The organism is Geodermatophilus sp. SYSU D01176 (assembly GCF_054050015.1).
Genome location: NZ_JBJGYN010000019.1, coordinates 57,436 through 70,655, shown reverse-complemented (window position 1 = coordinate 70,655; position 13,220 = coordinate 57,436). Strand labels below are relative to the sequence as shown.

Here is a 13,220-nt window from a genome sequence, read left to right as displayed (position 1 = left end):
CTACTGCTCGTCCTCGTCGGCCGGGGCAGACTCCTCCGGCTCGAAGGTGTCGGCCTCGCCGAGGCCCATCCCGACACCGGTGTCGGCGGGGACGGGCGCTCCGCCGTCCCGGTCCTGCTCCGGCGCCGACGGACGGGTCTCGTCCACCGGCGGTCGGCCCTGCCCGCTCTCGGTCACGTCCGGACCTCCCTGTCGCGCTGTCGCACTGTCGTCCTCCGCACTGTCGTCCTCCGGACTCCGACCGCGGCCGGGTGCCGTACCCCCGGCTGCGCGGAGCCGCTGCGTCCCTCCTCGGGGAGGCCTCCGGCCCCCCGCTCGTCGGTACCACCCGATGGGGGACGGCGGGAGACGTTCCCGCGCGGCATAGTGGCCGGGTGCCCGAGCTGCCCGAGGTGGAGGCGCTGACGGCGTTCCTGCGGGAGCACGCTGTCGGCCACGTGGTGAACCGCGTCGACCTGGCCGCCGTCCAGGCGATCAAGACCTTCGACCCGCCGCTGTCGGCGCTCGGCGGGCTGGAGCTCACCGGCGTCGCCCGGCACGGCAAGTTCCTCGACCTCGACGTCTCCGGCCTGCACCTCGTCGTCCACCTGGCGCGGGCCGGCTGGCTGCACTGGCGCACAGGGCTGCCGCCGGCCCCGCCGAAGCCGGGCAAGGGGCCGCTGGCGCTGCGCGTGCACCTGGAACCGCACGCCTCCGACCCGCCCGCCCCCGGCTTCGACCTCACCGAGCAGGGCACCCGCAAGGGGCTGGCGGTCCACGTCGTCCGCTCGCCGGCCGAGGTGCCGGGCGTCGCGCGGCTCGGGCCCGACGCGCTCGCGGTCGACCGGGACACGTTCGTGGCGCTGCTGGCCGGGCGCAGCGGCCAGCTCAAGGGCGCGCTCACCGACCAGACGCTGCTCGCCGGGATCGGCAACGCGTACTCCGACGAGATCCTGCACGCCGCGCGGCTGTCGCCGTTCAAGATGGCCGACAAGCTCACCGACGACGAGGCGCTGCGCCTCTACGACGCGATGCGGGCGACGCTCACCGAGGCACTCGAGCGCCAGGTGGGGCAGCGGGCCGCCACGATGAAGGGTGAGAAGCGCTCGGGCCTGCAGGTGCACGCCCGCACCGGTCTGCCGTGCCCGGTGTGCGGCGACACCGTGCGCGAGGTCAGCTTCGCCGACACCTCGCTGCAGTACTGCCCGACCTGCCAGACCGGCGGGAAACCGCTGGCCGACCGGCGGATGTCCAAGCTGCTGCGCTGACCGCCGTGCTCGGCTCGCGCCGTCCGCGGCGCCCTGGCCGCCGGGTCGAGGTGGTGCGGCTGCGCCGCCCCGGCGACCGGCTGGACCCCGACGGGGACACGTCGCAGTTCGAGGTCGCCCGCCGGGTGGGCTGACCGGGGCTGCTGCCCGGGCGACTGCGCAGGAGTGCCGCGGAGCCGAGCCGGGCCGACGGGTCCGGAGAACGAGCTGCTCCGCGCGCCGCTCCGTCCGTGAGCGCACCTGCACTCAGGGGCGGAGCGCGCCAGAGGTGCACGACCGGGCCGACCGATTCCCGGGGAAGGCGCGGACGCTGGGTCAGTCGGCCATGCGGCGGGCGGTCAGCCAGGAGGCCGCGCGTGCGACGACGGAGCTGCCCGCGCCGGCGTCCCCGAGGTCGGCCGGCGCGTCGGCGAGCGAGCCGACCTCCGACCACCAGTCGGTCAGCGGCGGCGGCGCCAGGACGTCGACCCGCGCACCCGGCCGCGGCACCGCCACCCGCACCTCCGAGCGCTCCGCGGCCGCGCACAGCCGCTGCACGGGTTCGGCCCAGCGGTGGAAGGCCAGGTTGAACGTCGCCCAGTGCACCGGCACCAGGAGGCCGCCGCCGAGGTCGCCGTGCGCCCGCACAGCCTCCTCCGGCGTCATGTGGATGAGGGCCCACGCGTCGTTGTAGGCGCCGATCGGCAGCAGCGTGAGGTCGAAGGGGCCCAGCAGCGCGCCGATCTGGGCGAACGCCGGGGTGTAGCCGGTGTCACCGCCGAAGAAGACCCGGTGCCGCGGACCGGCGACCACCCAGGACGCCCACAGCGTCGTGTCCCGGGCGAGGAACCGCCCGGAGAAGTGCCGCGCCTCGGTGCAGGTGAGGGTGAGGCCGGCGACGTCCACCGCGCCGTCCCAGTCCAGCTCGAGGACCCGTTCCTCCGGCACGCCCCAGCCGCGCAGGTGGGCGCCCAGCCCCAGCGGGACGACGAACGGCGCGGTCTGCGTGCGCACCAGAGCTCGCACCGTGGGCAGGTCGAGGTGGTCGTAGTGGTCGTGCGAGACGAGGACGGCGTCGACCTGCGGCAGGTCCGCCAGCGGCAGCGGCGCGGGGTGCAGCCGGGTGGGGCCGACCAGCGGGGACGGCGAGACCCGCTCGCTCCAGACCGGGTCCACGAGCACCCGGCGGCCGTCGACCTCCAGCAGGGCGCTGGAGTGACCGAACCAGGTCACCGCGAGCTCGGCCGCCTGCTCGGGCAGGTCCGGGCGCGCCAGCGGGACCGGGCGCGCCGGCAGGCCGACGTGCCGTTCCTCGTGCATCTGGCGCAGCAGGCCCCGCTGGGCGTTCGCCGGCGGGAGCGTCGGGGTGCTCACCCGGTTGTGGAAGCGGCCGTCGGAGAAGTGCGGTGAGCCGGCGGCGTACGCCTGCACCCGCCGCTGGCTGGCACCCAGGGCGGTGGGCAGGCCCCAGGCGGCGCGGGCCACCCACGCCACGGGGCCGGCGAGGGTGGCGGCGAGGGCGAACGCGGTCCGGCGGGCGGCGGGGGACGGCACGACCCCCAGCATCCCAGCCCGGCGCACGGGGGCGGTGGCGCTGCGCCGGTTGCCGGGCGGCACCCGGCGTCCGACCATGGCGGCGTGACAGACGACGCACCGCCGGCCGACCCGGGCGAGGACGGCGGTGATCCGGCGTGCTGGTTGCGGCGGGTGTGCCCGGCGTGCGGACGGCTCGCCGACGTCGACCCGCCGGTCCGCTGCGCCGCCTGCGGGGAGCTGCTCCCCGCGGAGTGACGGACCCCGTCCTCCCCGCCCCTCGCGGGCTCGGGGCGGGACCCGGTACGCGGCCGTCCTAGGCGGCACTGCGTTCCCCGCGCGGCGCGGACCGGACGAAGTCGCACAGGGTCCGGCGCAGCGCCACACCCCGCCGGTCGGCGCGGACGTGCAACTCGTCGCGCACGCCCAGGGGCAGCCCCTGACCGGCCACGTGCACGGTCAGCGAGAGGTCCTCGTCGAGCACCCGGCGCTGGAAGGCCACCTCGCGCTCGACGTCGCCCGGTGCGGGCAGCGGGTTGCCCGGGCCCGACGAGAGCAGCAGCCGGGCGTAGACCCGCGTGGAGTCTGCGTCCTCCGGCTGGAGCAGGTACTGCACGGTCGTGACCGCACCGGAGTCGAGGAAATCCAGGCGCAGCAGCAGCTGGAACGGCGCCCGGTACACGGAGGTCACCCGTCGGCGCTGCCGCAGCGGGCGCTCGCCGGTGGCCACCCCAGGGTCCGACTCGTTGTCGACCCACTGCTCGTGCACGCTGCGGAAGCCGCCCGGCTCGAGCACCACGTCGTGGGCGGGCACCTCCGGGTGGTCGACCGCTCCGGAGCTGCCGCCGTGCAGGAACGGGGCGTGCGCGCTGTCGAGCAGGGTGTCGGCGAGCACGCCCGCCGTCCCCGCCGAACGCTGCGGCGGGAGCCAGCCGGGGACGAAGCGCCGGTCGCCGTCCTCGGCCACCTCCAGCGGCACGTCGCGTGGCTCGGCCGGGGCCAGCCACACGACGCCGAGGCGCTCGCGGACGCCGAAGGCCGGCGGGTCGGCCTCCAGGTGGTCGGTGCGGCGCAGCGTCCAGGTCCGGCCCAGCAGCCGGACCTGCAGCCAGCCGCCGACCCGCAGCTCGCTGGACAGCGCCACCGGGTGCCATGCGGACTCCAGCGCCGGGTCGAGGTTGCCGAGGACCGGGCCGTCCGGCGCCGGCGGGGCCGGGACCGGCTCGGCCACGGTGTCGGTGGTCGGGCGCGGCGGCGCGGGGACGGCGGTGCGCTCGGGCGCCAGCCACACCCAGCCGTGCCGCTCCTCGACCGCCCAGGGGACCGTGAGGTCGGCCCGCGGGGGCGGGGTCCCCTCCGGCCCGAGGGACGGGATGGAGACGCACCGGCCCTCGCCGTCGAACTGCCACCCGTGGTACCGGCAGGTGAGCTTGCCGTCGACCACCGTGCCGGCGCTCAGCGGCACCAGCCGGTGCGGACAGCGCGCCGGGAAGGCGCTCACCTCGGCGCCCGGTCGCAGCCGGACCAGCACGTAGGCCCGCCCGCCGGCGCCCACCGGCAGCGGCGTGGTCCCGACCTCGGCGGCGCGAGCCACCGGGTACCAGCCCGTCGACGTCTCCACGTGAGCGGCCATGTCCCATTGCAGCGCCGCCGCGTTCCCACCCGGTTACGTCCGCCCGACAGTTGGGCGACGCTTGCTCCTGGGCGGGCCGGCGACGGGTTGTGCGCAACGAAAAGGTCACCGACGTCCATTACGGACAGATTTGTCTCTAGAGTGACCGCGATCACCGTCAACCGGTGACCAGGACGACAGGGGAGAGGCACAGTGACACCACCCGCTGAACGCAGGCTGTTGACGCCGGAGGAGTACGCCGAGGCCCAGGCGTCGCCGGAGTTCGTGGAGCTGAAGCGGCGCTTCCGCCGCTTCGCGTTCCCCATGACCGCGGCCTTCCTGACCTGGTACCTGCTCTACGTCCTGCTCTCCACCTATGCCCCCGACCTTATGGGCACGAAGGTGTTGGGCAACCTCACCCTGGGCATCCTGCTCGGCCTCGGGCAGTTCGTCACCACGTTCGTGATCACGCACGTCTACGTGGCGCACGCCAACAAGCGCACCGACCCCATCTCCGATGAGATGCGCCAGCGGTTGGAGCACCACGAGTACGCGCGCGCCGGTGGTGCCGACGTCACCCCGGGCGACGACGAGACCCGCGGAGGACGGCACTGATGCTCCTCGCTGCTCCCGCCGCTCCGGCGACGACCACCGTCGGGAACCCGGCGGTCAACATCTCCATCTTCGGGGCCTTCGTGCTCGTCACGCTGGCCATCACCTTCAAGGCCAGCCGCAACAACAAGAGCGCGGCCGACTACTACGCCGCCGGCCGCAACATCAGCGGCACCCAGAACGGCCTGGCCATCGCGGGTGACTACCTCTCGGCCGCGTCGTTCCTCGGCATCGCCGGCGCCATCGCCATCTACGGCTACGACGGCTTCCTGTACTCCATCGGGTTCCTCGTCGCCTGGCTCGTCGCCCTCCTGCTCGTCGCCGAGCTGATGCGCAACACCGCGCGGTACACGATGGCCGACGTGCTGGCCTTCCGGATGCGCCAGCGACCCGTCCGCACCGCGGCGGCGACCTCGACCCTCGTGGTCAGCCTCTTCTACCTGCTCGCCCAGATGGCCGGCGCGGGCGCGCTGGTCACCCTGCTGCTCGGTGTGACCGGGGAGCTGGCGCAGGCGGTCGTCGTGATCCTGGTCGGCGCACTGATGATGGTCTACGTGCTCGTCGGTGGCATGCGCGGCACCACCTACGTGCAGATCATCAAGGCGACGCTGCTCATCGCCGGCGCCGGCGTGATGACCATCTGGCTGCTGGGCATGTACGGCTTCAACCTGTCCTCGCTGCTCGGTGGCGCGGTCGACACCTCCGCGGCCCAGGCCACGCCGCGCAACGTGCTGTCCCCCGGGGCCCAGTACGGCGCGACCAACATCTCGAAGCTGGACTTCATCTCGCTGGCGCTCGCGCTGGTGTTCGGGACGGCCGGTCTGCCGCACGTGCTGATGCGCTTCTACACGGTCCCCACCGCCAAGGACGCCCGCCGCTCGGTCGTCTGGGCGATCTGGCTGATCGGCATCTTCTACCTGTTCAGCCTGGTCATCGGGTACGGCGCGGGTGCGCTGGTCGGCGCCGACACCATCCTGGCGGCGCCCGGTGGGGTCAACGCGGCGGCACCGCTGGTGGCGTTCGAGCTCGGCGGCACGGTCCTGCTCGGCATCATCGCCGGCGTGGCGTTCGCCACGATCCTCGCCGTCGTCGCCGGACTGACGATCACCGCGTCGGCGTCGTTCGCGCACGACATCTACGCCTCGGTCATCAAGAAGGGGCAGGCGAACCCGGATGCCGAGGTCAAGGTGGCCCGGATCGCCGCGATCGTGATCGGCGCCATCTCCATCGGGCTGGGCATCCTGGCCCTGCAGGCCGGGCTGAACATCGCCTTCCTGGTGGCCCTGGCGTTCGCCATCGCCGCCTCGGCGAACCTGCCGACGATCATCTACACCCTGTTCTGGCAGCGGTTCACCACGCAGGGCGCGCTGTGGTCGATCTACGGCGGGTTGATCACCTGCGTGACGCTCATCCTGTTCTCGCCGGTGGTCTCCGGGGCGCCGGTCAACCCGGCGACGGGCAAGAGCCCGTCGCTGATCCAGGACGTCGACTTCTCCTGGTTCCCGCTGAACAACCCCGGCCTCGTGTCGATCCCGCTGTCGTTCTTCCTCGGCTGGCTCGGCACGAAGCTGTCCAAGGAGCAGCCCAACGAGCTCAAGAACGCCGAGCTCGAGGTGCGGGCGCTCACCGGGATCGGTGCGGAGAAGGCCGTCGCGCACTGAGCAAGGGCCCTCCCGCCCCCACCCCTCGCTCCGCTCGGGGCGGGACCCTGCCGGAGGGCCGTTCCAGCACCTCACCAGTCGAGGGGGGGGGGCCCCGGGGGGGGGGGGGGGGGGGCGCCCCCCGGGCCCCACGGTCAGCGGTCATCAGTCGCGCGGCTTCTCGCGCATCTCGAAGGTCTCGATGACGTCCTCGACCTTGATGTCGTTGAACGACCCGAGACCGATACCGCACTCGTAGCCCTCGCGGACCTCGGTCACGTCGTCCTTGAAGCGACGCAGCGACTCGACGGTGAGGTTGTCGGCGATGACGACACCGTCGCGGACCAGCCGGGCCTTCGAGTTCCGGGTGATCGTCCCGCTGCGGACGATGGAGCCCGCGACGTTGCCGATCCGCGGCACCCGGAAGACCTCGCGGACCTCCGCCGTGCCGAGCTGGACCTCCTCGTACTCGGGCTTGAGCATGCCCTTGAGGGCCGCCTCGATCTCCTCGATCGCCTGGTAGATGACCGAGTAGTACCGGACGTCGATGCCCTCGCGGTTGGCCAGCTCGGTGGCCTGTCCCTCGGCCCGGACGTTGAAGCCCAGGACGATGACGTCGTCGGCCAGCGCCAGGTCGATGTCGCTCTTGGTGATCGACCCGACCCCGCGGTGGATGACCCGCAGCGAGATGTCGTCGCTCACCTCGATCTTCATCAGCGCCTCCTCGAGCGCCTCAACGGTGCCCGAGTTGTCGCCCTTGATGATCAGGTTGAGCTGACGGTTCTCCTTGAGCGCCGCGTCGAGGTCCTCGAGGCTGATCCGCTTGCGCATGGAGGCGTTCTGCGCGTTGCGGATGCGGGCCTGGCGGCGGTCGGCGATCTGCCGGGCGACGCGGTCCTCCTCGACGACGAGGAAGGTGTCGCCGGCACGCGGCACCGACGTGAGCCCGACGACCTGCACGGGGCGGGCCGGGAGGGCCTCCTTCAGCTTGTTGCCGTGCTCGTCGAGCAGCGACCGGACGCGGCCGTAGGCGTCGCCGGCCACGATCGAGTCGCCCTGGCGCAGGGTGCCGCGCTGGACGAGAACCGTCGCGACGGGACCGCGCCCCTTGTCCAGCTTGCCCTCGATGACGACGCCCTGGGGGTCCTGCTGCGTGTTGGCACGCAGGTCCAGCGAGGCGTCCGCGGTCAGCAGGATCGCCGTGAGGAGCTCGTCGAGGCCCAGGCGCTGGGTCGCGGAGACGTCGACGAACATCGTGTCGCCGCCGTACTCCTCGGCCACCAGCCCGTACTCGGTGAGCTGCTGACGGATCTTGGCGGGGTTGGCCCCCTCCTTGTCGATCTTGTTGACCGCGACCACGATCGGCACCTCGGCGGCCTGGGCGTGGTTGAGCGCCTCGACCGTCTGCGGCATGACGCCGTCGTCGGCCGCCACGACCAGGACGACGATGTCGGTCACCTTCGCGCCTCGCGCACGCATCGCGGTGAACGACTCGTGACCCGGGGTGTCGATGAACGTGACCGGCCGTTCGTTGTCCTCGAGCTCGGTGACGATCTGGTAGGCGCCGATGTGCTGGGTGATACCGCCGGCCTCCCGCGCCACCACGTTGGTGTTGCGGAGGGCGTCCAGCAGCTTGGTCTTCCCGTGGTCGACGTGCCCCATGACGGTCACCACCGGCGGACGGGCCTCCCAGTCCTCCTCGTCACCCTCGTCGCCGAAGGTCAGGTCGAAGGTCTCGAGCAGCTCGCGGTCCTCGTCCTCCGGGCTGACGACCTGGATGTCCCAGTCGATCTCGGCACCGAGCAGCTGCAGCGTCTCGTCGTTGACCGACTGGGTCGCGGTGACCATCTCGCCCAGGTGGAACAGGGCGGTGACCAGCGCGGCCGGCTGGGCGCCGATCTTCTCGGCGAGGTCGGTCAGCGAGGCGCCGCGCGGCAGCCGGACGGTCTGCCCGTTGCCCCGCGGCAGGCTGACGCCGCCCATGCTGGGCGCCGCCATGGAGTCGAACTCCTGACGCCGCTGCTTCTTGCTCTTGCGCCCGCGGACCGGGCCACGCCCGCCGGGACGACCGAAGGCACCCGCGGTGCCCGCACCGGAGCCACCACGGCCACGGCCACGGCCACCGCCGCCGCCGCCGCCGCTGCGGAAGCCGCCACCGGCGGGGGCGCCGCCGCCACCGGGGCCACCGCCACCGGGACGGAAGCCGCCGCCACCGCCACCGGGGCCACCCCCGGGACGGCCACGAGTCGCGCCCCCGGGCCCGCCACCCGGCCGGCCGGCACCGGCCGGCCGCGGCGGCATCATGCCGGGCGAGGGACGCTGCGGCATCATGCCCGGGTTCGGGCGCGGACCGCCGGGACCGGCCGCCGGACGCGGGCCACCGGCACCGGGACCCGGACGCGGGCCACCGGCCGCGGGACGCGGGCCACCGGCACCGGGACGCGGGCCACCGGGACCGGCGGGACCGGGACGGGGACCACCGGCCGTGGGACCCGGACGCGGGCCACCGGCCGCGGGGCCGGGTCGCGGCGCGCCGCCGGCCGGAGCCGGCCGCGGCGCGCTGCTGAAGGGGTTGTTGCCCGGACGCGGGGCCGGACGGGGCCCCGGACGCGGGCCGGCGCCCGGAGCCGCCGGACGCGCACCCGGGGTGGCGCCACCGGCCGGACCGGGACGGGGACCGCCGCCGGGCCGCGGGCCGCTGGGCGCCGCGGGCGGCTGCTGCGTCGGCGCGCTGGCCGCGGGAGCCTGGGGCGCCGGCGCGGTCGGCCGCGGACCGGGGACGGGTGCACCGGGACGAGCCACGCCCGGGCGGGGGCCCGGGGTCGGCGCGCCGGGGGCGCGGGTGACCGGCGGCTGCGGCGCGGGGGCCGGAGCGGACGGCGCAGCAGGGGCGGACGGCGCAGCAGGGGCGGACGGCGCGGCCGGAGCAGCGGCGGCCTGGGCCTGCGGGGCAGCGGGCGCACTCGGACGCGGGGCGGGACGGGGCGCGGCCGTCTGGCCGGCACCGTTGCCACCGGTTCCGGTGCTGCTGCCGAGGGCCTCGCGGAGCCGCCGGGCCACGGGGGCCTCGACGGTCGAGGAGGCGGACTTCACGAACTCGCCCTGCTCCTTGAGCTTGGCGAGCACGGTCTTGCTGTCGACACCGAACTCCTTGGCGAGTTCGTGTACGCGGGCTTTGCCTGGCACGGATCTCCTCTTGTGAGGCCGGCGGCTCGCCCGCGCGACCTCGTGGTCAGTACTGCATGGTCCGGCTTGTCATCGTGGGGACTTCACGGCTTGCTCATCCGACGACGTCCTGCTCTCGACGTGCGGACCCGCCGGGTGCGGGTCCGTCTGTGTTGGTGCGGTTGTCGTTCGTGCGTGGTCGCCCGCCCGGGGCCCGCTCCCCGGAGGCGCCGGGGTCGGCGCGCCGAGGACGTGGTCCCGGAGCGGACCGGCCTCCACCGGGGCACCGCCGCCTCCGGGGAGGCGCAGCGCCCGCCCGAAGGCCCGGCGTCGCTCCGCTGCGCGCAGGCACTCCGGTGTGGGGTGCAGCGAGGCACTCCGGCCGGGGAGCCTCCGTCGCGGATCGGGGACCAGTGCCCCGTCCCGCGCGACGACGCGCAGCAGGTCGGTGACCGGAGCGCGCTTCCGGCAGCCCACACAGGTGCGCACCGGGATCGACGTTTCGGCCACCTTTCACTCTAGCGCGCTGAGGGCCCCGGGTGTTCCGGGCTCCGGCCACCGGGCACCCGACCGGGGCGGCCGCCGCCGCCCGGACCACCGGGACGGCCGCCGGGGGCACCGCCGCGCCCGGCCGGCGCGCCCGAGCGCAGCGGCGCGCGCCCCACCCCGGGGGACGGCGTCGCGTCGTCGGGCTGGGCGTCGCTGCGGATGTCGATCCGGCAGCCGGTGAGCCGGGCGGCGAGGCGGGCGTTCTGCCCCTCCTTGCCGATCGCCAGCGACAGCTGGAAGTCGGGCACGACGACCCGCACGGCCTTGGCCTGGCGGTCGACCAACTGGGCGCTGGTCACCCGGGCGGGGCTGAGCGCGGAGGCGACGAAGGTCGCCGGGTCGTCCGACCAGTCGACGATGTCGATCTTCTCGCCGTGCAGCTCGCTCATCACGTTGCGCACCCGCTGCCCCATCGGGCCGATGCACGCGCCCTTGGCGTTGAGCCCCGGCACGGAGGTGCGGACGGCGATCTTCGAGCGGTGCCCGGCCTCGCGCGCGACCGCGACGATCTCCACGCTGCCGTCGGCGATCTCGGGCACCTCAAGGGCGAAGAGCTTGCGGACCAGGTTCGGGTGGGTGCGGGAGACGGTGACCTGCGGGCCGCGGAAGGTGCGGGCGACCGACACCACGTAGGCCTTCAGCCGGCTGCCGTGCGGGTAGCTCTCCCCCGGTACCTGCTCGGCGGCGGGCAGCACGGCCTCCACCTTGCCGATGTCGACGAGCACCGTGCCGCTGGCGTTGCGCCGCTGGTCGGCCTGCACGATGCCGCTGACGATGTCGCCCTCCTTGCCGGCGTACTCGCCGAAGGTCTGCTCGTGCTCGGCGTCGCGCAGCCGCTGGACGATGACCTGCTTGGCGGTGCTGGCCGCGATCCGGCCGAAGTCCGAGGGGGTGTCGTCCCACTCGCGGACCACCTCGCCGTCGGGGCCGAGCTCCTGGGCGAGCACGGCGACCTCGCCGCTCTTGCGGTCGACGTGCACCCGCACGTGCTTGCTGGCGCCGTCGGCGTGCCGGTAGGCGGTCACCAGGGCCGTCTCGATGGCCTCGATGACCGTGTCGGCCGGGATGCCCTTCTCCCGCTCGACCGCCTTGAGGGCGGTCACGTCGATGTTCACTGTCCTCCTCCGTCGTCGTCCGCGGGATCGGCCTGCGTCGTGCCTGTGTCCCCGCCACCCGGGACCGGCCGGCCGAACTCCACCTGCACCCGCCCGGCGCCCAGCTCCTGCCACCGCACGTGCCGCCGGGTGGGTGGCCGCTTCTTCGCGCCGGGCTTGCCCGTGGCCTCCACCGCGAGGATCACCCCCTCGCCGTCGACCTCGAGCACCCGGGCGGTCACCTGCTCGGCCGACCCCTCGGTGCCCACGGCGACGGTGACCAGCCGCCCGGTGTTGCGCCGCCAGTGGCGCGGCTCGGTCAGCGGCCGGTCGACCCCGGGGCTGGTCACCTCGAGCACGTAGGGGGCGCTGCCGAACTCGCCGTCGTGCTCGTCGAGGGCGGCGGACACCGCTCGGCTGACCTCCGCGACGTCGTCGAGGGTCACGCCGGCGTCCCGGTCCACCACGACCCGGACGACGCTGCGCCGGCCGGCCGGGGTGACGACCAGTTCTTCGAGGTCGTACCCGGCGGCCTCGACGACCGGCGCGACCAGTCCGGCCATCCGGGTGGCGACGGGGTCGGTGCGGGGGGCGGCGGACACGGGCTCCCTCCCTCTCCTGGCTCGGTCGGCGGACGCGCACGGTGGTCGGCGTCCCGCGTCGCGGCCCGTCGGGGACGCCGGACGCGCCGTCGGCCCGGTACCGGGCGAAAGGTCAGGCTACCGCTCCCACGTCCGGCCCGAGACCGGGCGGCCGGGCAGGAACCCGCCCGCCGAGTGCTCCCCGCCGTGCGGGTGCGCGGCTGCGAGGATGGGGCCGATGTCCCCCCTCCCCACCCCCGCTCCCGCGGGCTGCTCCCGCCGCGCCTTCCTGGCGGCCTCGGCCGGCCTCGCGCTGCTCGCGACCGGCTGCACCGCCGGCTCCGCGGGCGCCCCCGCGGTGAGCACGGAGGAGGCCGACCGGCTGGCCGGCCAGGTCGCCGTCCAGGAGGCGGTGGTCGCGGCCTACGCCGCGGCGACGACGGCCGACCCCGCCCTCGCGCTGAGCGACCTGGCCGCGCAGGCGACCGAGCAGCTGGACCGGCTGCGCGCCGCGGCGCCGTCCTCGACGTCGTCGCCGGCCGCGTCCTCCTCCGCTCCGCCGGCCGCCCCGGCCGGCGGGGACGTGCGGACCTGGCTGCGCGAGCAGGTGGCCACCGCGGCCGGTTCCCACGCCACGGCCTGCGCCCGGCAGACCGGCGCGCGGGCGGCGCTGCTCGGGTCGATCGCCGCGGGGCTGCGCGGGCACGAGGCGGCTCTGGCGTGAGGGAGCGGCACGGACGTGGCTGACGACGGGCTCCTCGACGAGGGCACCGAGACCGCGGCACTGCGCGAGGCGCTGGCCGCCGAGCACGCCGCCGTGTGGGGGTACGGCACGGTGGGCGCGGCGCTGCCGCCGGACGCCCGGGCACCCGCGGCGGCCGCCGAGGTCGCCCACCGCGACGTCCGTGACCGCCTGGCGGCACTCCTGGGGTCCCGTGGCGCCGACCTGGTCCCCCGCGAGGCCGGGTACACCCTCCCGTTCCCGGTGCTGACGGCCGTGGACGCCGCGGCACTGGCAGTCGTCCTCGAGGAGGGGGTGTCCGCGGCCTGGGTGCGGCTGCTGGACCAGGCCGCGGAGGCGTCGGTCCGCGAGCTCGCGGTGGCGGAGCTGGGAGCCGCGGAGGTGCGCGCGGTCGGGTGGCGCGCCGCGGCCGACCGGACCCCCGTCACCAGCGCGTTCCCCGGCCTGCCCCAGCCCTGACGGAGGC

Annotated in this window: 14 protein-coding genes and 1 pseudogene; 7 read left to right on the top strand and 8 right to left on the bottom strand. The window is 75.1% G+C overall.

Annotated features, from left to right (window positions below; translation table 11 throughout):
* Complete coding sequence (locus ACI78Z_RS12450; RefSeq protein ID WP_457036845.1) at positions 1 to 177, bottom strand: hypothetical protein; 177 nt, start codon at positions 175 to 177, stop codon at positions 1 to 3.
* Positions 178 to 374: 197 nt separating this feature from the next.
* On the opposite strand from ACI78Z_RS12450, the gene ACI78Z_RS12445 reads away from it, so the two are divergent.
* Together ACI78Z_RS12445 and ACI78Z_RS12440 are read left to right on the top strand one after the other, a co-directional pair.
* Entirely contained in the window at positions 375 to 1,247 is an 873-nt protein-coding gene (locus ACI78Z_RS12445) for a DNA-formamidopyrimidine glycosylase family protein (RefSeq protein ID WP_457036844.1), read from the top strand.
* Between the two features lie 5 nt (positions 1,248 to 1,252).
* Complete coding sequence (locus ACI78Z_RS12440; protein WP_457036843.1) at positions 1,253 to 1,381, top strand: hypothetical protein; 129 nt, start codon at positions 1,253 to 1,255, stop codon at positions 1,379 to 1,381.
* A gap of 181 nt (positions 1,382 to 1,562) precedes the next feature.
* On the opposite strand, the gene ACI78Z_RS12435 is transcribed toward ACI78Z_RS12440, so the two are convergent.
* Positions 1,563 to 2,780, bottom strand: coding sequence for an MBL fold metallo-hydrolase (locus tag ACI78Z_RS12435; RefSeq protein ID WP_457036842.1), 1,218 nt, complete (start codon positions 2,778 to 2,780; stop codon positions 1,563 to 1,565).
* A gap of 84 nt (positions 2,781 to 2,864) precedes the next feature.
* Here ACI78Z_RS12435 and ACI78Z_RS12430 point away from each other — a divergent pair, with 84 nt between their 5' ends.
* Positions 2,865 to 3,017 carry a hypothetical protein gene (locus ACI78Z_RS12430; protein WP_457036841.1) on the top strand — a complete coding sequence of 51 codons (153 nt, stop codon included), beginning with the start codon at positions 2,865 to 2,867 and terminating at the stop codon, positions 3,015 to 3,017.
* A 58-nt stretch (positions 3,018 to 3,075) separates the two neighbouring features.
* Here the strand turns inward: ACI78Z_RS12430 and ACI78Z_RS12425 are convergent, their stop codons facing one another.
* Positions 3,076 to 4,380, bottom strand: a complete 1,305-nt coding sequence (locus ACI78Z_RS12425; RefSeq protein WP_457036840.1) for a Rieske 2Fe-2S domain-containing protein — start codon at positions 4,378 to 4,380, stop codon at positions 3,076 to 3,078.
* Between the two features lie 204 nt (positions 4,381 to 4,584).
* Here ACI78Z_RS12425 and ACI78Z_RS12420 point away from each other — a divergent pair, with 204 nt between their 5' ends.
* Entirely contained in the window at positions 4,585 to 4,986 is a 402-nt protein-coding gene (locus ACI78Z_RS12420; protein ID WP_457036839.1) for a DUF485 domain-containing protein, read from the top strand.
* Entirely contained in the window at positions 4,986 to 6,644 is a 1,659-nt protein-coding gene (locus ACI78Z_RS12415; protein ID WP_457036838.1) for a solute symporter family protein, read from the top strand. Before ACI78Z_RS12420 ends, ACI78Z_RS12415 begins: the two co-directional genes overlap by 1 nt.
* A gap of 144 nt (positions 6,645 to 6,788) precedes the next feature.
* Here ACI78Z_RS12415 and infB read toward each other — a convergent pair whose 3' ends face one another.
* From infB to rimP, 5 genes and pseudogenes are all read right to left on the bottom strand, one after another.
* Positions 6,789 to 8,621 (bottom strand): translation initiation factor IF-2, encoded by a 1,833-nt coding sequence (gene infB / locus ACI78Z_RS12410; RefSeq protein WP_457036863.1) that lies wholly within the window; start codon positions 8,619 to 8,621, stop codon positions 6,789 to 6,791.
* 1,044 nt (positions 8,622 to 9,665) lie between these two features.
* Positions 9,666 to 9,809: pseudogene (locus ACI78Z_RS12405) on the bottom strand (translation initiation factor IF-2 N-terminal domain-containing protein); the annotation flags it as partial.
* A 69-nt stretch (positions 9,810 to 9,878) separates the two neighbouring features.
* Positions 9,879 to 10,265 (bottom strand): YlxR family protein, encoded by a 387-nt coding sequence (locus tag ACI78Z_RS12400; RefSeq protein ID WP_457036862.1) that lies wholly within the window; start codon positions 10,263 to 10,265, stop codon positions 9,879 to 9,881.
* Positions 10,266 to 10,306: 41 nt separating this feature from the next.
* On the bottom strand, positions 10,307 to 11,452 hold the full coding sequence (gene nusA / locus ACI78Z_RS12395) for a transcription termination factor NusA (RefSeq protein WP_457036837.1): 1,146 nt from the start codon (positions 11,450 to 11,452) through the stop codon (positions 10,307 to 10,309).
* Entirely contained in the window at positions 11,449 to 12,033 is a 585-nt protein-coding gene (gene rimP / locus ACI78Z_RS12390; protein WP_457036836.1) for a ribosome maturation factor RimP, read from the bottom strand. Before rimP ends, nusA begins: the two co-directional genes overlap by 4 nt.
* A gap of 217 nt (positions 12,034 to 12,250) precedes the next feature.
* On the opposite strand from rimP, the gene ACI78Z_RS12385 reads away from it, so the two are divergent.
* Positions 12,251 to 12,736, top strand: coding sequence for a hypothetical protein (locus ACI78Z_RS12385; protein ID WP_457036835.1), 486 nt, complete (start codon positions 12,251 to 12,253; stop codon positions 12,734 to 12,736).
* 15 nt (positions 12,737 to 12,751) lie between these two features.
* A complete protein-coding gene (locus ACI78Z_RS12380) occupies positions 12,752 to 13,213 on the top strand; it encodes a DUF4439 domain-containing protein (RefSeq protein ID WP_457036834.1) in 462 nt (153 codons plus the stop codon).
* Positions 13,214 to 13,220 lie beyond the last annotated feature (7 nt).